Genomic DNA, 17,184 nt, shown 5'->3' on the forward strand with positions numbered 1-17,184 from the left:
TACTGCAGGGGGGACCCTGTGGGAGAGTAGGACGCCGCCGAACAATTATTCCGGGAAAGCCCCGTGCCCTTGTGGCACGGGGCTTTTCTGCGTTCCGGGCCCGGTCAAAAGTTCACCGCCGAGCGGGCACTGCCCGGTTGCCGGCGACCGCGGATTCACCTGGGAAGGGCACCTCCCGCGGACGGGTCGTCAGGTCTCGCCCCGGGCCCGGCCACGGAAGCGGCCCCGGGGCCCGGCGAATCTCGTTTGCCCTGGTGGGGGTGGCGGGGCACGATCGGCGGATGGATTACGTCGTACGTGCGGTGAGGGCCGGGGAATGGCAGCGGGTCAAGGAGATCAGGTTGGCGGCCCTACGGGACCCGGTGGCCTCGATCGCCTTCCTGGAGACGTACGAGCATGCGCTGGCCAGGCCCGATGCGTTCTGGCAGGAGCGTACGGCGGGCGCGGCGTCGGGGGAGCACGGGCGGCAGTTCGTCGCCGAGGCGCCTGACGGCCGGTGGGCGGGGACGGTGTCCGTGCTCGTGGAGCGCCCGGGGGGCGAGCCGGGGTTCGGGGAGGCCGCCGAGGTCGGTCAGGCCCACCTGGTGGGGGTGTTCGTCCTGCCGGAGCACCGGGGGAGCGGCGTGGTGGACGCGTTGTTCCGCGAGGCGATCGACTGGTCCTGGTCGTTGGGCGGACCACCGCTGGAACGGGTGCGGCTCTACGTCCACGAGGCCAACGCGCGGGCCGAGGCCGCCTATCGGCGGATGGGTTTCGTCCCGACGGGCCGGACGCTTCCGATGGAGGGTGATCCGGCGTCCCTGGAGCTGGAGTTCGAGATCCGACGCCAACCCGGGGCGAAGTAGCCGCACCGGCGGTGGGTCAGCGCGGTTCGGGTGCCGGCAGGCGGTCCCGCCAGCGGGCGCGGGCCTGTTCCTCGGAGCGCATCAGGACCAGGGTGGTCATTCCCTGGTCCTGGCCGGCGGACAGGAGCTCCGGAAGCTGGGGAAGCGGAGCCACGGCCGCGACGTCGTCGAGGACGAGCGTCATTGGTGGGTCGAGCCGACCGTCGGTTGACCGTACGGCCATGCGGCGGCCGTGCTCGACCACGTGCGAGGCGAGTGCGGTGAGCAGGGGCATCGCACCGGGGTGGTGGCGGGGATCCTCGATGGGTTCACCCACCACATAGAGCGTTCCCCCTTCACGCGCAAAAGAATCCAGTACGAGCGCATCGGCTCGGTTGGGTGTGCACGCTTCCCGGATGTGGACCGAGGAGAGGGCCGCGAACGCGCGTACCGTCAGCTCCTGTGCCACCTCCCGGCGTTCGGGATAGGCGGTCAGCGCGGACTCCAGGAGCCCGGCGAGCCCGGCGGCCGCCTTGGGGTGGGTGCGGAGCAGGCGTACCGGTTCGTTGCCGCCCGAGCCGGAGGCCCAGCGGTGGACCTGGCGGAAGGGGCGGCCGTCCACGGCGGCGGCGTGCAGCCAGCACTGGAGCAGGGTCTGGGCGGTGTCGGCGACCGCGGCGTCGATCCGGGCCAGGGGGCGCACGGGGGTGAGCAGCGCGGCCGCCCGGGAGGCCGCCGTCGCGGGGTCCTCGCAGCCGGCGGTGGGCGCCCAGTGGAGGCGGGCCGGGGTGTCGCAGAGATGGCCCGGATCGTAGACGAGGACCGGACCGAGCTTGCTGCGGGCGTCCTTCGTCTCGGCCCAGACGGTGGGATCCGACGTCACGACGAGGGCGGCTCCGGCGGCGTCGCGGATGGCCTGGACGACGGCGGGCCGCCGGGTGGCGGAGGTGCCGTAGACGACGTGCGGGGCGCGCGGTGTGGGCACCAGCGTGGCCGTGTCGCGCGTGTACGCGGTGAGGGTGTCGGCGGGGGTGCTCTCCTGCCCTTCCGCAGGGGCGGTCACCGCTTCGACGGGCGCGGGGACGGCCCGGAACACCTCGGTGGGCGCGGGGGCCGGTGCGGCTTCCACGGGCGCCGGAGCGGGCGCCCAGGGCCCGTCGGCGGGTGCCGCCTCCGTCGGGGATGCGTGGCCGGGCCCGGCCTCGGACGCGTACGGGCCCGGGTGCCTGCGTTCGTGCTGCCGCCCGGGCTCGTACGGGGCGGGGCGGCCGTGTACGTCGTTCCGCTCGGGCTCGTACGGGGCGGGCTTCGTGTTCCTCTGCTTCCGGACCAGCCGCCAGCGTGTCACCACGCCCACCGCGAAGACCGTCAGGACCAGCAGCACCATCACTTCGCCGATGAACAGGCCCCAGAACAGCCCGTATCCGGAGAGGGCGCCCGGCGGGGTGTCGGGCCAGGCGCCGGGCAGGTCCGTCGGATCGACGGCGAGGGCGCGCAGGGCCAGCGGCGTACGGGTGAACGTGACGCCGTCCGGCCAGCCCCCGTGGGCGAGGAGTCCGGCCAGTCCGGTGGCCGTCCAGGCCAGCACCGTCAGCCCGAAGAGGAAGGCCAGGAGACCGATCAGCAGGCCGTCGGGGATACCGCCCTGGCCGCCGCGCCCCGGGCCCGATGGTGCCTGGCGTGCCATGTCATGCCACCGTTGACTCGGACGACTCGTTCAGCCGCTGCTGGTGCTCGATCCGTGCCGCCCGCTGCTCCGTCTCCAGCTCCGCGGCCCGTACGTCCTCGGGGAGCAGGTCGGCCACCGAGCCCTCGGTCATCGCCCGGTCGGTGAAGACCAGGGGGCGTTCCGCCTCGGTGATCAGGTGTTTGACGACCTGTACGTTGCCGTTGACGTCCCACACGGCGATGCCCGGGGTCAGCGTCGGGATGATCTCGACCGCCCACCTGGGCAGACCGATGACCTTGCCCGTGGCTCTGGCCTCGTCGGCCTTCTGGGCGTAGATCGTGCGGGTGGAGGCCATCTTCAGGATGGCCGCGGCTTCCTTCGCCGCGGCTCCGTCGACGACGTCGCTGAGGTGGTGGACGACCGCCACGAAGGAGAGGCCGAGGCGCCGCCCGAACTTCAGCAGGCGCTGGAAGAGCTGGGCGACGAACGGCGAGTTGATGATGTGCCAGGCCTCCTCGACCAGGAAGATGCGCTTCTTCCGGTCGGGCCTGATCCAGGTGTGCTCCAGCCACACGCCGACGATCGCCATGAGGATCGGCATCGCGATGGAGTTCCGGTCGATGTGCGACAGGTCGAAGACGATCAGGGGGGCGTCGAGGTCGATGCCGATCGTGGTCGGGCCGTCGAACATGCCGCGCAGGTCACCGTCGACGAGCCGGTCCAGGACGAGGGCGACGTCCAGGCCCCAGGCCCGTACGTCGTCTATGTCCACGTTCATCGCCTCGGCCGACTCGGGCTTCGGGTGGCGCAGTTGCTCCACGATGTCCATCAGGACGGGCTGGCGGTCGGTGATGGTGTCGTTGACGTAGGCGTGGGCGACCTTGAGCGCGAAACCGGACCGCTCGTCGAGGCCGTGGCCCATGGCGACCTCGATGATCGTGCGGAGCAGGGCGAGCTGCCCGGTCGTCGTGATCGACGGGTCGAGGGGGTTGAGCCGGATCCCGTCGTTCAGGGCGGCGGTCGGGTCCAGCCGGATGGGCGTGATGCCCAGCTCCTCGGCGATGAGGTTCCACTCGCCGACGCCGTCCTCGCCCTGGGCGTCCAGGACGACGACCTGACGGTCACGGAAGCGGAGCTGGCGCAGCACGTACGTCTTCTCCAGCGCGGACTTGCCGTTGCCGGACTCGCCGAGAACCAGCCAGTGCGGGGCGGGGAGCTGCTGTCCGTACAGCTGGAAGGGGTCGTAGATGTAGCCCTTGCCGGAGTACACCTCACGCCCGATGATCACGCCGGAGTCACCGAGGCCGGGTGCGGCGGTCGGCAGGTAGACGGCCTGGGCCTGGCCCGTCGACGTACGCACCGGGAGCCGGGTCGTCTCCACCTTCCCGAAGAGGAAGGCGGTGAAGGCATCCGACATCGCGGACAGCGGATCTCGCATGGCGTGACTCCCCTCTCTCTAGCGACGGATGCCGGTGGCGAACGGCAAGGTGTTCACGAAGGCGCGGTGGTGCTCCCGGTCGCACCACTCCAGCTTCAGGTACGACTTGCCGGCCGAGGCCCGGATCGTGCGCTTGTCGCGGGCGAGTGCCTCGGGGGACCGGGACGACACGGTGATGTACCCCACCAGATTCACTCCGGCCGCGCCGCTCGCGAGATCTTCACCCCGCTGGTCGAGCCTGCCGTGGGCCGCGATGTCGCGGGGGTCGACCGTGCGGTTCATCTTGGCCTGGCGGCTCGCCTCGGCGTCGTCGTTGGTCTTCTCCGTCAGCATCCGCTCGATGGCGATCTCGGTGGGTTCGAGGTCCATGCAGACCGCGACCGTGCGGATCACATCGGGCGTGTGGACGAGGAGGGGGGCCAGGAAGTTGACGCCGACGGGCGTCATCGGCCACTCCTTCACCCAGGCCGTGGAGTGGCACCAGGGGGCGCGCGTCGTCGACTCGCGGGTCTTGGCCTGGAGGAACGTCGGTTCGACCGCGTCGAGTTCGGCGGGCCATGCGTTGCGCTTCGTCATCGCCTGGATGTGGTCGATGGGGTGGTCCGGGTCGTACATCGAGTGCACGAGCGAGGCCAGCCGGCTCTGGCCGAGCGGCTGGCGGACCCGGATGTCGGCCTCGGCGAGCCGGGCGCAGATGTCGGTCAGCTCACGGGCCATGACGACGGCGAGACCCGCGTCGCGGTCCACCCTGCGGCCGCCCTTGGGCCGGATGGCGTGGGCCATGGCATTGGCCTCGGCGGCCAGGTCGCGGCTGTAGTGCATGCAGGCGACGAGGTAGGCGCGGTGCTGCTCGCTGGAGGTGGAGACCATCGACTGGAGCTGGTCGTAGGACTCCTGGAGCCAGGCCGGCGCGGACCTGTCACCGCGCTGGGCGACGTCCTTGGCGTGCGCGTCGGGGTCGGCGGGCAGCGTGCGGGCCAGCATCTGGAGGCGGGTCACGAAGCCGTCGCCGTTGGCGACGTGCTTGAGGAGGGTGCCGAAGCGGTCGACCAGGGCTTCCTGGTCCTCGCTGTCGCGCAGACCCACGCCGGGGCCCTCGATCTCGATCGCGGCGGTGACGGTGCGCCGGTCGGCGTGCAGCAGTACGGCGATCTCGTCGGGGCCGAACGGCGCGGCGAGCCAGCTGATCCGTCCGATGCCGGGCGGCGGCCCGATCTCCACCTCGCGCCCGTCGGCGCTCACACCGGCCTCGATGGCGCCGGAACGGTAGGCCGTGCCGCGGCGCAGGGTGCGCTTGAAGCTGCGGTTGATCTCGAACCACTTGTAGAAGGTGCGGCCCTTGTAGGGGACGTACACGACGGCCAGGGCGAGCATCGGGAAGCCCATGAGGGTCACGATCCGCAGGGAGAGGACCGGGACGAGGAGCCCGCTCATCATGCCGAGGAACGCTCCGGCGATGATCAGCGCGATCTCGCCCGTCTCCCGGTTCTTGCCGACGATCGCGTTCGGCCGGGCCCGGCCGATGAGATACGTGCGGCGGGGCGCGATCGCGTGCGACTGGATCGTCAACGCCCTCCACCTCCTGTGCTCGTGTTACCTGTGCTGCCTGAACCGCCTCGCGGGGAGCGGCTGCCGTGGGGGGTGCCGGAGGTGGGGCCGGATCCGCTGCGGGGCGAGGGCGCGGCGGAGCCGCCTCCCTGGCCCGGGGCGCGGGAGCTGTGGGCGGCGACTCCGCCGCTGACCGGGTTGGCCGGCCGGGCGCCGCCGCCCCCTCCGCCCTCGCCGCCGCCACCGCGGCCGCTGTGGGTCTTGATGCCCTGGGAGACGAGCGCGGCGGGCGAACTGATCATCGCGGCGGCCTGGGAGCCGTCGGTGGCCTGCTTGCGGTTGGTGCGCGCGCCCTGGATCTCGTCGCCGAAGCCGGGGACGAACCGGTAGATCATGGCGGAGGCGAAGATGGCGAGCAGGATGATGGCGAGGCCGGAGACGACGGCCGAGAAGGCGTTGGGCCCGTCGTCGGCCGAGAGGGCGCCGGCGAGGCCGAGCACGATGACGATGACCGGCTTCACCATGATCACGGCGATCATGATGCCCGCCCAGCGGCGGACGTGGCCCCACATGTTCTTGTCGACGAGCCCGGAGTACACGACGACGCCCAGCAGGGCGCCCACGTAGAGCAGGGCGGCGCGGATCACGAGCTCAAGCCACAGGATCCCGGCGGCGAGGATCGACACGAGCGAGACGACGATCAGCATGATCGGCCCGCCGCCGATGTCGTTGCCCTTCTTGAGGGCCTCGGCGAACGACCCGAAGAAGACGTCGTTCTGCCCGCCGGTCGCGGTGGAGATGACTTCGGTGACGCCGTCGGTGGCCGAGACGACGACGTACAGGATGAGCGGGGTGAAGGCCGAGGCGAGGACCGTGAGCCAGAGGAACCCGATGGCCTCGGACATCGCGGTGGTGAACGGCACGCCGCGGATGGCGCGCTTGGCCACGGCGAAGAGCCACAGGACCAGGGTGAGGATGGTGGACGCGGCGAAGACGACGGCGTACTGGGTGCGGAAGGTGGAGTTGGTGAAGTCGACGGTCGCGGTGCTGTCCACGGCTTCGCTGAGCTTGCCCACGAGGTAGGCGGCGGCGTCGGCGCAGCCCCGGGCGAGGGAGCTCAGGGGGTCCAGGGCGTCGTCGGTCACGGAGGGGGTGGTGCGGGCGCCATTGGCGGCATCGCCGTCCTCGCAGTAGTCCTTGGCGAGTCCGACGATGAGGTCGCAGGGATTGTTGCTGGTACTGGGTGACGGGGTCGGTGACGGGGCAGCGGCAGCGCGGGAGGCCAGCGCGATCATCGCTGCGGAGATGCTTCCCAGGACTCCGGCGAGCGGGAGTGCGCGGAATCGGCGGTTACCGGGCATAGGTGAAGCCTCCATATCCCTCAACCGCTCCGGCGATGTCGTCCGCAGTCGAGGCCCGGTTGTCGCCGTTGACGGGTGTCGGCCCCTCTGCCTGGCTCGACGATTCGATCTTCCAGTCGTCGCCGACCCACTTGAGCTTCTCTGTGATGGTGAACCAGGTGGCGGTGACGGGCTTGGTGGACCCGTCGCCCGCCATGCCGACGAGGCCTGTACACCAGACTTCGACGGTTGCGGCGTCCGGCTCCTGGGCTGTCACCTTGGTTCCCACCGGGATGGTTCTGGAGACGAACGTCAGCCCGCTGGGTGTACTGCCGTCCGCGTTCAGCCCGACGTTCGCGAGGAAACCGGCGGAGTACGCCTTGGCCATATCGTCCTGAAGAGCCGATACGACGGCAGGATCGTGGGTGGCCTGCAGGATGCCGTCACGCTTCGTTTTGTCGAACATCTCTGCGGACCCCAGCGCCACCGCGTAGTTCGCCGCCGCGCTCTGGGCTCCCTGTTCGTCATGCGCGAAGCCCGACGCGATCGTGCCGTTCTTGCCCTGGACCGGCTTCGTGCCCGTCGCGGCCGTGGGGCCCGCGCCCGCCGTTTCCGGCTTCTTCGTGTCGTCCCTGTTCGAGGACCCGCCCCCGCCCTGGTTCGCGAACGCGATCGCCGCGATCAGCAGCACCACCACGCCCACGGCCATGATCAGCGAGCGGGAGTTCCGGGCGGGCCGGCGGCTGTAGCCGTCGCCGTCGTCCCCGCCGGGCAGGCGGGTGCGGGTCTGGCGCGTGCCGCCGAGGGTGCTGTACGTGTCGTCGTTGCGGTTCCCCGGCTCGCTGCCGCCGTAGCCCCGCTCGTCGCCCTGGCTCATGCCGCGTACGCCCCCTCAGCCGTGTGCGGTTCCGCGTGGTACGACCGTAGCGGTGCTGGGTTCCGCGTGGGTGCGGTGTGGTGACTCGACATCAGGGGACGCAACCTCTGCCGGTGGGCACGACGGACGGGTGGGGTGGGCCGGTGGACGCGTGTGTACGGGTCCGGATGCGGTGCGGGGGTCTGACAGGAGGTCAGACAGCCATGCCGTACACAATGGTGAAGAGCGTGCCCAGCGACCCGATGATGAAGACGCCGGTCAGTCCCGCCACGATGAGGCCCTTGCCTTGTTCCGCGCTGAACGTGTCGCGCAGTGCCGTCGCCCCGATGCGCTGTTTCGCCGCGCCCCAGATCGCGATGCCGAGGCAGAGCAGGATGGCGACCGCCATCACCACCTCGATCATGATGCGCGCCTCGTTGCCCAGAGTCCCGAACGGGCCCCAGTTCGGGGCGATTCCGCCGATGATGGTGGTGATGTCGCCCTTTTCAGCTGCCAGGATCATGTAAGTCACCGCCCCTGTTGGGTAGTTCGCAGCCCATGCCGTGCGACACGGGTAGGCCTCTATCTTCGCTGATGAAACCTGCTTCGCACGACGCCTTCCCGGGTCTCTTTACCCGAATCTCGCACGTTTGACCGGAGAAGCCGTCCTGACCTGCGACTCGTATCGGAATCTGCCCGCCTGTGCATGGTTACTCTGTGTATCACGCTCCGTGACGGCTAGCAACGACAGTGGCCATGGTTCCGGGTGCGGTCGGTGCGTTCACGGGGCGCCGGGTATTCGTACGCGCTGTTCGAGAGCCGCGAGCGCGCCGGTGGCTTCCGGCGGACGCGTCGTCAGAGGCCTTGCGGGGAAGGCCTTCACGGTTCTCCGGGGCGCAGCACCGTGCTCAGGGGTGCCGGGCCCCGGGGTGGGGCCGTCCAGTGCGGTGGTGGCCCGAAGTCGCACCAGGAGCCGTCGAACGGGAACGTCCCCGCCTCGGCGAGACGGGCGACGCGTTCCCCCTCGGACCGGATCGCCGCCGCTTCCGCCGCCGACCAGTAGGCGGGGTGTCCGGTCTTCTCGGCGAACGACCGCTCGTCCTTCCATCGCCACTCGCGGTCCGCCGACACGGTGACGTCCAGTTCGTGGTCGGACACGTCGATGTCCTCGCCCCGGTGCGTCCGGTGCTCCAGATTCACGTACCAGCCGCTGAACCTCCGCTTCCGCCTCCGCCCGAAGAACCAGAACACCGCGTGCGCCGCTCCGGCCGGCTGGTGGATGAGGGCGCTCCCCATGGGCCAGCGGCCGGCCTTCGCGGGATAGCCCTGTGCGGGCCTGGTCTCGGGTGGGATGTCCCGGAGGTGGGTACCGCGGGGCAGTTCCGTACGCCACATCGGCGTGCCGGACTCCAGCCAGACCAACTGGCCCTCGGGCGTGCGTTCGACCAGGCGTACGGGTACGGAGGAGCTCAGGTGGCCGCCGATGAAGAGGTTCCAGCGGAGGACCTGCCCCGCCTCAGCCCGGTCCCGGCCGTCCAGGTAAGCCTCAGCCCGGTCCCGGCCGTCCAGGTAAGCCTCAGCCCCGTCCCGGCCGTCCGAGTACGCCCCTGTCCCGGCCCGGCCGTTCATGCCGTCACCCGTCCCACCCCGGCTCCCCGCCCCTGCCTCCGCACCCTCCCCGGTCCCGGTCATCGGGCCGGGAGGGCCAGGAGTGCCAGGTCCTCGGCGGTGAGCCGCAGGGCGCCGGCGGCCACGTTCTCGGCGAGGTGGTCCGGGTCGCCCGTGCCGGGGATGGCCAGGACGTGCGGTCCCTGGTGCAGGGTCCAGGCCAGCCGTACCTGCGCGGGGGTGGCCCCGTGGTCGCGTGCCACGGTCAGGACCGCTTCGTCCTGGGCACCGCTCGCGCCCTCCTCGCGTCCGGTGCCCGCGATGGCGAAGAACGGGACGAACGCGATGCCCTGTTCCCCGCAGGCGCGCACGAAGGCGTGGTCGTCGGCGGGGGAGCCCAGGCCGTACGCGTTCTGCACGCAGACGACGGGCGCGATGCCCCGGGCCTCGGCGAGCTGTCCCGGCGTGGCGTTGGAGACGCCGAGGTGGCGGATGAGTCCGGCCCGGCGGAGTTCGGCCAGGGCGCCGAAGTGCCCGGCGACGGACGCGGACGCCTGGCTGGGCGCGAGGCGCAGGTTCACCACGTCGAGGTGGTCACGGCCGAGCTGGCGCAGGTTCTCCTCGACCTGGCCGCGCAGCTGCTCGGGTGTGGCCCACGTCCACGCGCCGGACGGGTCGCGGCCCGGGCCGACCTTGGTGGTGATGACCAGGCCGTCGCCGTAGGGGGCGAGCGCGCTGTTGATGAGTTCGTTGGCGGACCGCAGCGGCGAGAAGTAGAAGGCGGCGGTGTCGATGTGGTTCACCCCGAGCTCGACGGCCCGGCGCAGGACGTGCAGGGCGCGGTCCCGGTCGCGGGGTGTCCCGTCGGCGAAGGCCGCGCCCTTCTGGGGGAGGCGCATCGAGCCGAAGCCGAGGCGGTTGACCGTGAGGTCGCCGAGCGTCCAGGTGCCGGAGGCCGATGCGTCGGTCGTTTCCGATGAGGGAAGCATCATCGGATTCTTTCACCGGCCGGGCCTCCCCAGCCTGGTGATGACGGTGTCCGCCACGCGGGACGGCGGTGTGCCGGTGGTGTCGAGGGTCTCCGCCTCCCGGCGCAGCCAGGGCAGGGCGTCGCGGTAGGCCGGGAGGTGGTCCAGCCGCCACTGCCTGGCGCCGGCGCTCTCGGGCGCGGTGTCGGTCCTGATGCGGTGCAGGAGGGTCTCCTGGTCCGTGTGGAGGAGGAAGTGGCGGACCGGGATCCCTGCCTCGGCCAGGCCGGTGCTCAGCTCCTGCCAGTACGTTTCCCGGAGGACGGTCTGAGGGATCACGAGCGTTCCGCCGACGTCGTCGAGGAGCTGCCGCGCCGTCTCTACGGCCAGGCCGCGCCACGGCCGCCAGTCCTGGAAGTCCCGCCGCGGCGGGCCGAGTACGTGCCCGAGCATCTCGCCGATCTTCTCGGTGTCGAAGAGCCGGGACCCGGGAATCCGGGACGTGAGCTCGCGCGCGGTGGTGGTCTTCCCCGCCCCGAAGGTTCCGTTCAGCCAGATGATCACACCGCAGAGGGTACGGGCGGCCCCCGTCAGGTCCCCTCGGCCAGATGCGCCGTGAGGCTGCGGCCGTAGGCGTGGTGGGTCGTGACGTCGAGTCGGGTGCCCCCGGGGACCTGGTGGACGCGGACCCCGGTGTCGGACGAGACGCACCGCAGGGGGCGGCCGTGGAGGGTGACCGACACGGAGCGCCGCTCCGTCGTGGGGTCGGACACCGCGACGGAGTACGTGCCGCTCCCGGTGCGCCGCAGCAGGACGGCGGCCGGACCGTCGATCGAGAGGCGTCCCGCCCGGTGCGTGCCCGGAGTGAAGGCGTTGGCGGCGGTGAGGCCCAGGTGCGTGTGCACGGCGGCCTGGAGGCGGACGGTGTTGGACAGCACGGAGAGCGGACCGTGGGCGTAGGCCGCCAACTGCCCCGCCGACGCGTTCGGCACGAGCGCGTGTGCCGTGGCGGCGGGCCGGCTCCTGGCGGGCTGCTCGTAGGACAGGGTGAAGACCTGCCTGGTCACCGGGGTGTCCGGGTTGTCGAGGCGTACGAGGCGCCGGCTGCGCGTGACCGTGCCGAGCGCGACGGACGGCGGCGGGCCGGACAGGAAGACGTATCCGACCGAGGTCTTGCGCCCTTCGTCGGCGTACCGCAGCCAGGCGGGCGGGGCGCTCCCATTCCTCCGCCAGGGGGATCCGTCGCGGAGGGCGCCCGTGACGGCGACGGGGGAGGACGGGTCGGCGATGCGGCTGTCGACCGTCGTCGTCACCGCGCGGCCGTCCAGGCCGGTCACGCCGGCGGAGAGCACGAGGATCTCGTCGTCGAACATGAACCAGGACCTGGTGGCGCGTGCCGCGCGGTAGGTGACGAGGTCCTCGGGCAGGGTGCCCGCCCGGTGGGCGGCGTACGCGGCGTCGTCGGACAGCACGAGACCGGCCGAGCCGTAGGCGCCGAGGTGTGCGCCGCCGGAGAACGCCTGGGTGGCGCGCGGGAAGTAGACGTACGCGTTCTGGGACTCGGAGGACGAGGTGAAGCCGCGCTCGGGGTTGTCGTACCAGAGGGTGCCGTAGAGCTCGGGGACGGTGCGCCGCTGCCCGGCGGGTGCGGTGACGCCCGCGAGGCGGTCGGGCGGGACCGCGGTGAAGTAGTCGACGCCGAACGCCTGCCGCTGGTCCTCGCCGGACAGGTAGAGGTAGTGGGCGCCGCTGCCCTGGAACCACGGCGTCAGGTTCTCGCCGCTCATGTACTCGTACATGCTGACGCGTGAGGAGCTGCGGGCCAGCGCGAAGGCGTAGCCGGGCCGTCGGTGCACGGTCCGGTCCATCGCGTTGTACGCGGTGTGGGAGGCGGCGGGCACCAGGTCCCCGGCGGGTACGGAGGAGGCCAGGATGTCCGCGTAGCGGGCGATGCTGACGGGGGAGACGAAGGCGGCCGGGTCCAGGCTCGTCCGGGAGGTCCCCCGGACGTGGGCGACGTAGCCCGCGAGGGCCTCGGTGTCGCTGCCGGAGGTGTACGCGGTGAGGTCGGTGACGGCCTCCACGACGGCGGTGACGTCCGCGTACCCGGTGCCGGTCCGGGAGACCGCGCGGCCCTTGACGATCTCCATCATCCAGCCCTCGAAGATCAGCGGGGCGAAGCCGTCGGCGACCCAGCCCCGCACGACGCCGGTCAGGCTGCCGTCGGGGACGTAGCCGGTGCCGTCGAGGATCTTGATGGTCTGGACGATGCGGGTGAGCAGTCCCTTGCCGTAGGAGCCGGTGTACGCGACGGAGCCGTGCTGGACGAAGGACCCGTCGGCGTAGAAGCCGTCGGTGACTCCGTGGCGCGGCCGGTAGGGGTCGACCGTCGCGAAGACGGTGAGCTGGTCGGCGAGTGCCTTGGTGATGCGGGCCCCGTCCCCGAGCAGGGCGCCCTGGAGGACCCGGTTCGTCGTGATGTCGGCGAGGTTGGCCCCGGTGTGGAAGCGCGAGTCGAGATCGACGTCGCCGCCCTTGCCGTTGCGCAGGTAGGCGTCCATGGAGGCGATGTACGTCGCGGTGAGATCCGGCCGGTACGCGGCGAGTTCGTCCCTGAGGAGGACCAGGGTCCTGGTCGCGTGGGCCGGGATCCCGATCTCCCAGTGGAACCAGTTGCCGTAGTAGCCCTCGGCCTGGTCGCCGAACCACTCGTCGTGCAGCCGGGCCAGGCCGTCGACGACCCGGCGCCGCACCGCCGGGTCGCCGTGCAGGCCGGAGTCCCCGGTGCCGGGGAGGCAGGTGGCGAGGGCGATCTCGTAGAGGTACTGGTACGACGTGCTCAGGTTGGGGTCGCTGGTGCCGAGCGGTACGCCGTCGAAGAGCTCGCCCTGCCCGGCGCCGTCCATCGCGGCGAGCCTGGCGCGTGCCGTGGCGAGCAGCGAGGCGAGTTTCGGGGCGACCTCGGGGCGGGCGTTGGACGCGGCGGTCCCCGCGAAGACCGCGACGGTGTTGGCGAGGAGGGTGTCCGGATCCTCCGCGCGAGGCGACGGGGCGCCGTCGCCGGGCCGGCCGCCTCGGGGGTCCGCCTCTGCCCGTAGCGCCTGGGACACCGTCCAGAGGGTGGCGGCGGGGATCACGGACAGCGCGGAACGACGTGAGAGCTCCACCAGCACGCTCCAGAATCCGGCGGGTAAGCGCTTGTTGCCCTGGCTTCCAGCCAACCAACGTCCTGTCCCGGGTGTCAACGGCGCGGCACGCGGCGGATGGCCGCGGCGGGGTGTCGGGCGGTCGGCGGTGGGGGGAAGAGGGCGGCGCCGGCCGGGGGCGGGAGCTGCCTTTGACAGTGGGAGCTAATGGCATTAGCTTTTAGCTAAGAACATTAGCCAAGCGCTTCGGAGGGCATCATGACCGAGTACCTCGCCATCGACGGCGGCCGGATCGCGTACGAGGTGGCGGGCTCCGGCCCGCTGGTCGTCCTCGCCCACGGCATGGGCGACAGCCGCGCCGCGTACCGCAACGTGATCCCGCCGCTGGTGGCGGCGGGCTACCGGGTCGCGGCGGTCGATCTGCGCGGCAGCGGCGAGTCCAGCGTCCACTGGACGGACTGGAGCCGCACCGCCCTCGCCGGCGACCTGCTCGCCGTGATCCGCCACCTGGGCGGACCGGCCGTGATCGTCGGCCACTCGGTCTCCGGCGGCGCCGCCACCATCGCCGCGGCGCAGGATCCCTCGCTGGTCACCGGGGTCGTCGAGCTGGCGCCCTTCACCCGCAAGCAGTCGATCGGCCTCGGCGACCTGAAGGTGAAGCGCTTCAGGCAGGGCATGCTGCGGCTTCTGGGTACGGGGCTGTTCGGCAGCGTGCCCCTCTGGCGCTCGTACCTCGACCTGGCCTACCCCGGTACGAAGCCTGCCGACTGGACCGAGCGCCTCGGCCGCATCGAGACCCTGCTGCGTGAGCCGGGCCGGATGAAGGCCGTGCAGGGCATGGGCCGCAGCACCCCGGCCGACGCGGGGGCGCAGCTCGGCAACGTACGCGGCCCCGTCCTGATCGTGATGGGCACCCTCGACCCCGACTGGGCCGACCCGCGCGCCGAGGGCACGGCGATCGTCGAGGCGCTGCCGTCCGGGCTCGGCCGCCTGGAGATGATCGAGGGCGCCGGGCACTACCCGCACGACCAGTTCCCCGACCAGGTGGTCCCGCTCGTGCTCGGCTTCCTCCGCACGGACGCCGCCCGTGCCTAGGGCCGGACTGGACCCGGCGGTCGTGGTCGCCGCCGGTGCCGCCCTCGCCGACGAGGTGGGCCACGCCAACCTGACGATGGGGCTGCTGGCCGACCGGGTCGGCGTACGCACCCCGTCCCTCTACAAACACGTGAACGGTCTGGAGGACCTCAACCGGCGGATCGCGGAACTGGCCCTGAGCCAGGCCGCAGACGCCGTCGGCGCCGCGGTCCAGGGCCGCACCGGGCGCGACGCCCTGGCGGCCGCGGCGCGTTCCTTCCGCGCCTTCGTCCTGGCTCACCCGGGCCGTTACGCCGCGACCATCGGCGTGGAACCCTCCGGTCCTGACGATCCGCTGGCCACGGCGAGCCGGGGGCTGCTCGACGCGTTCCTGACGGTCGTACACGGCTACGAGGTCCCCGAACCCGAGGTGAACCACGCCCTGCGCATGCTCCGTAGCCTCTGCCACGGCTTCGCCACGCTCCAGGCGGGCAACGGCTTCCAGTGGAGCTCCGACATCGACGAGAGCTTCGAGTGGCTGATCGCCTTCGCCGACCGGGGACTGCGAGCCGGCTGAGAACACCGCCCTGACCGCCTCACGCGCCCCGGGGGCCGACGTCCGCCGGGCTGCGGCGGATCCGGCCGACCGGGGGCGCGTGGCGGGCGGACCCGGCCGAGTCCTTCCGCCTCCTGTTCCTCGGCCGTGGTGGTCACCACGGTGTTGGGGTCGCCGCTCTCGGTGAGGGCCACCGAGCTTTGATCAGCGGCAACGTGCACGCAGGCCTCTCCTTGCGCGCAGTAGGACGACGCCTGCCAGGCGAGTGCGGACATCTGTATCCCTCAGAGGGTTCGGGCGATGGTGTGTACGACGTCGCGTGACGCGTCGGGCGCGAGTGCGGTGGCCTCGATCCGGCTCAGCGGCACCCGGTACTCCTCCAACTGCGGCTCCGCGCTCCAGGAAGACAGGACCGTGCGACTGATCGAGGTCGACGCTGTCGAGCTGTTCCACGGTGCCCCCGGCGTGCACCCCCGGCGGATACCCGGCCGGGGTGCGGGCGTGGGCGGCTGTGCTCGCACCCCGGCCGGGTCGGCCGTGCTCGCGCCGCCGGCGCGGGGCCGGGGTCAGCTGGTGTAGCGGGCCTCGAAGGCGTGGAAGGACTGTTCCTGACGCCATTCCAGCCGGGCCTTGGGGCTGGTGGCCAGGAACCTCTCGCACCGTTGCGACCGGGCGGCCCGGCACTCCTGGACCGGGCGGAAGCCCTGGCGTACGGGGTCGGGGCGCCACAGGCTGCGGCCCGGCAGGAAGGCGTACTCCAGGGAGGCGCGGGCCAGGTCCTTCAGCTCCGCGTAGTCCAGTCCGTAGGTGCGGGCCGCCCGCTGGTACTCCTGGCCGATGTCACCGCGCGAGATCCCCGGGTCGTCGGTGGACAGGACGACGGGGACGCCGTACTTCCGGTAGACCGGAAAGGGGTGCTCGGCGCCCTCGACCTGGAGGATCTGGGCGTTGCTGGTCAGCGGTACCTCGACGGCGATCTGACGGCGTGCCATGTCCCGGGCGAGCCGCCGCCAGTCGTCCTCGTGCACGAGGTCGACGCCGTGGCCGATCCGTTCGGCCCGGCCGGTCCGTACGGCGTCGTCGATGTGGAACGTGAGGTCCTCCGGCTTCACCAGGCCGGGGACGAGCTCGCCCGCGTGCAGGGTGATGTGGGCGCGCGGATAGACCCCGTGCAGGTAGTCCAGCATCCGCATGTGGAGGCGGTAGTCCCGCAGGGCGATCTCACCGTCCTCCGGCTGGACCAGGTTCACCGCGACGAACCTCTGGTCGTGTTCGGCGAGGCGGAGGCCCAGGGCGATCTGCGTGAAGACCCGTTCCGGGGAGCTGCCGCGGGAGACCTGGGTGACCCAGCGCACCGTGATCCGGCAGGCGGGGCGGGGAGCGGCGGTCGCGCAGCGCGCGGTGTCGCGGAACTCGGCGTCGGCGGTGTCGGCTTCCTCCTCGGCGTCCGCCACCAGCCGGTCGAGTCGGCCGCCTGCGAGCAGTCTGCGGTGCAGGGCGGCCAGGTCGGCGTCCCAGCCGACGTCCTCCGCCAGTTGCCTGGCCCCCGCGAAGGCGGGGCTGACCATGGTCTCCAGGTACGTCTGGTTCTGGGCGGCTGCGGTGCCCGCCACATCGGCGAGCATCTTCCCGCGGTGCCAGGTGGCGGCGCCGAACTTGCCGAACGTGGCGAAGAAGTGGTCGTGCCCCGACTCGTTCCGGGGGAAGTCCTGCATGGACCACGCCCGGATGACCGCCTGCCGGAAGCGGGCGTCGGTGAGGGCGTCGGCGGCGGGGCGGGTGCCGGGGCCGCACGGTGCCTCGACGGCGGTCATGGTGGCGTCGATGCAGAGGCCGTCGTCGGCCGCCATCCGGATCAGGTACTCGGTGCGTACGGCGCCGGAGAGATGGTTGTGCAGGTCACCTCCCTTGGGCAGGTCGCGGAAGAACCGGTCGGCCTCCTGCGGGTGGGTGCGCAGCCAGGAGGAGGTACCGGCCTCGGCGGCACTCACCGGCCGGGGCGGCGCCACGGACGCGGATGTGGCGGCCCGGGCCGGTGATCCGGTGGGCAGGGACGCGGCGAGAGCCGCTGCGGAGAGGCACGCGGCCGTCAACAGGCGTCGTAGTCGGGCTGAGTTGTTGGGTGTGGAGATCACGCCTGCATGATCACGAAGAGCG

At 71.8% G+C, this 17,184-nt stretch carries 15 protein-coding genes and 1 pseudogene; 4 read left to right on the forward strand and 12 right to left on the reverse strand.

The genetic code is table 11. From position 1 onward, the window contains the following. The first annotated feature begins 281 nt into the window (after positions 1–281). Positions 282–845: a GNAT family N-acetyltransferase gene (locus ACFVS9_RS06145; RefSeq protein WP_389930456.1), complete on the forward strand. Its 564-nt coding sequence runs from the start codon at positions 282–284 to the stop codon at positions 843–845. A 16-nt stretch (positions 846–861) separates the two neighbouring features. Here the strand turns inward: ACFVS9_RS06145 and ACFVS9_RS06150 are convergent, their stop codons facing one another. From ACFVS9_RS06150 to ACFVS9_RS06195, 10 genes are all read right to left on the reverse strand, one after another. Beyond that, a complete protein-coding gene (locus tag ACFVS9_RS06150; RefSeq protein WP_389930458.1) occupies positions 862–2,511 on the reverse strand; it encodes a type VI secretion protein in 1,650 nt (549 codons plus the stop codon). A 1-nt stretch (position 2,512) separates the two neighbouring features. After that, complete coding sequence (locus ACFVS9_RS06155) at positions 2,513–3,931, reverse strand: ATP-binding protein (protein ID WP_383115364.1); 1,419 nt, start codon at positions 3,929–3,931, stop codon at positions 2,513–2,515. Between the two features lie 18 nt (positions 3,932–3,949). Beyond that, positions 3,950–5,500: an SCO6880 family protein gene (locus tag ACFVS9_RS06160; RefSeq protein WP_383115365.1), complete on the reverse strand. Its 1,551-nt coding sequence runs from the start codon at positions 5,498–5,500 to the stop codon at positions 3,950–3,952. Beyond that, positions 5,497–6,840 (reverse strand): hypothetical protein, encoded by a 1,344-nt coding sequence (locus ACFVS9_RS06165; protein WP_389930462.1) that lies wholly within the window; start codon positions 6,838–6,840, stop codon positions 5,497–5,499. The genes ACFVS9_RS06160 and ACFVS9_RS06165 overlap by 4 nt, the downstream gene beginning before the upstream one ends. Then, positions 6,830–7,696, reverse strand: coding sequence for a hypothetical protein (locus ACFVS9_RS06170; RefSeq protein WP_389930465.1), 867 nt, complete (start codon positions 7,694–7,696; stop codon positions 6,830–6,832). Before ACFVS9_RS06170 ends, ACFVS9_RS06165 begins: the two co-directional genes overlap by 11 nt. A 193-nt stretch (positions 7,697–7,889) precedes the next feature. After that, positions 7,890–8,198, reverse strand: a complete 309-nt coding sequence (locus ACFVS9_RS06175; protein ID WP_014047394.1) for a hypothetical protein — start codon at positions 8,196–8,198, stop codon at positions 7,890–7,892. 356 nt (positions 8,199–8,554) lie between these two features. Further along, entirely contained in the window at positions 8,555–9,304 is a 750-nt protein-coding gene (locus tag ACFVS9_RS06180; RefSeq protein ID WP_389930467.1) for a DUF402 domain-containing protein, read from the reverse strand. 59 nt (positions 9,305–9,363) lie between these two features. After that, positions 9,364–10,275 carry an oxidoreductase gene (locus tag ACFVS9_RS06185; RefSeq protein WP_389930470.1) on the reverse strand — a complete coding sequence of 304 codons (912 nt, stop codon included), beginning with the start codon at positions 10,273–10,275 and terminating at the stop codon, positions 9,364–9,366. A 9-nt stretch (positions 10,276–10,284) separates the two neighbouring features. Further along, a complete protein-coding gene (locus ACFVS9_RS06190) occupies positions 10,285–10,815 on the reverse strand; it encodes an AAA family ATPase (RefSeq protein ID WP_389930473.1) in 531 nt (176 codons plus the stop codon). A gap of 26 nt (positions 10,816–10,841) precedes the next feature. Beyond that, the gene (locus ACFVS9_RS06195) at positions 10,842–13,418 is read right to left on the reverse strand and encodes a polysaccharide lyase family 8 super-sandwich domain-containing protein (RefSeq protein WP_389930815.1); all 2,577 of its coding nucleotides are present in this window, start codon (positions 13,416–13,418) and stop codon (positions 10,842–10,844) included. 237 nt (positions 13,419–13,655) lie between these two features. Here ACFVS9_RS06195 and ACFVS9_RS06200 point away from each other — a divergent pair, with 237 nt between their 5' ends. Together ACFVS9_RS06200 and ACFVS9_RS06205 are read left to right on the forward strand one after the other, a co-directional pair. Continuing rightward, complete coding sequence (locus tag ACFVS9_RS06200) at positions 13,656–14,492, forward strand: alpha/beta fold hydrolase (RefSeq protein ID WP_383115371.1); 837 nt, start codon at positions 13,656–13,658, stop codon at positions 14,490–14,492. A gap of 22 nt (positions 14,493–14,514) precedes the next feature. Next, a complete protein-coding gene (locus ACFVS9_RS06205; RefSeq protein WP_383115409.1) occupies positions 14,515–15,048 on the forward strand; it encodes a TetR/AcrR family transcriptional regulator in 534 nt (177 codons plus the stop codon). Positions 15,049–15,176: 128 nt separating this feature from the next. On the opposite strand, the pseudogene ACFVS9_RS06210 reads toward ACFVS9_RS06205, so the two are convergent. Then, positions 15,177–15,302 (reverse strand): annotated as a pseudogene (locus tag ACFVS9_RS06210) (DUF397 domain-containing protein); the annotation flags it as partial. Positions 15,303–15,327: 25 nt separating this feature from the next. Between ACFVS9_RS06210 and ACFVS9_RS06215 the strand changes: the two are divergent. Continuing rightward, complete coding sequence (locus ACFVS9_RS06215; RefSeq protein WP_389930475.1) at positions 15,328–15,606, forward strand: hypothetical protein; 279 nt, start codon at positions 15,328–15,330, stop codon at positions 15,604–15,606. Here the strand turns inward: ACFVS9_RS06215 and ACFVS9_RS06220 are convergent. Beyond that, positions 15,594–17,159, reverse strand: coding sequence for an adenosine deaminase (locus ACFVS9_RS06220; RefSeq protein WP_389930817.1), 1,566 nt, complete (start codon positions 17,157–17,159; stop codon positions 15,594–15,596). The genes ACFVS9_RS06215 and ACFVS9_RS06220 overlap by 13 nt on opposite strands. Between the last annotated feature and the right edge of the window lie 25 nt (positions 17,160–17,184).

It is taken from the genome of Streptomyces sp. NPDC058008, assembly GCF_042886395.1.
In the GTDB taxonomy this organism is placed as follows: domain Bacteria; phylum Actinomycetota; class Actinomycetes; order Streptomycetales; family Streptomycetaceae; genus Streptomyces.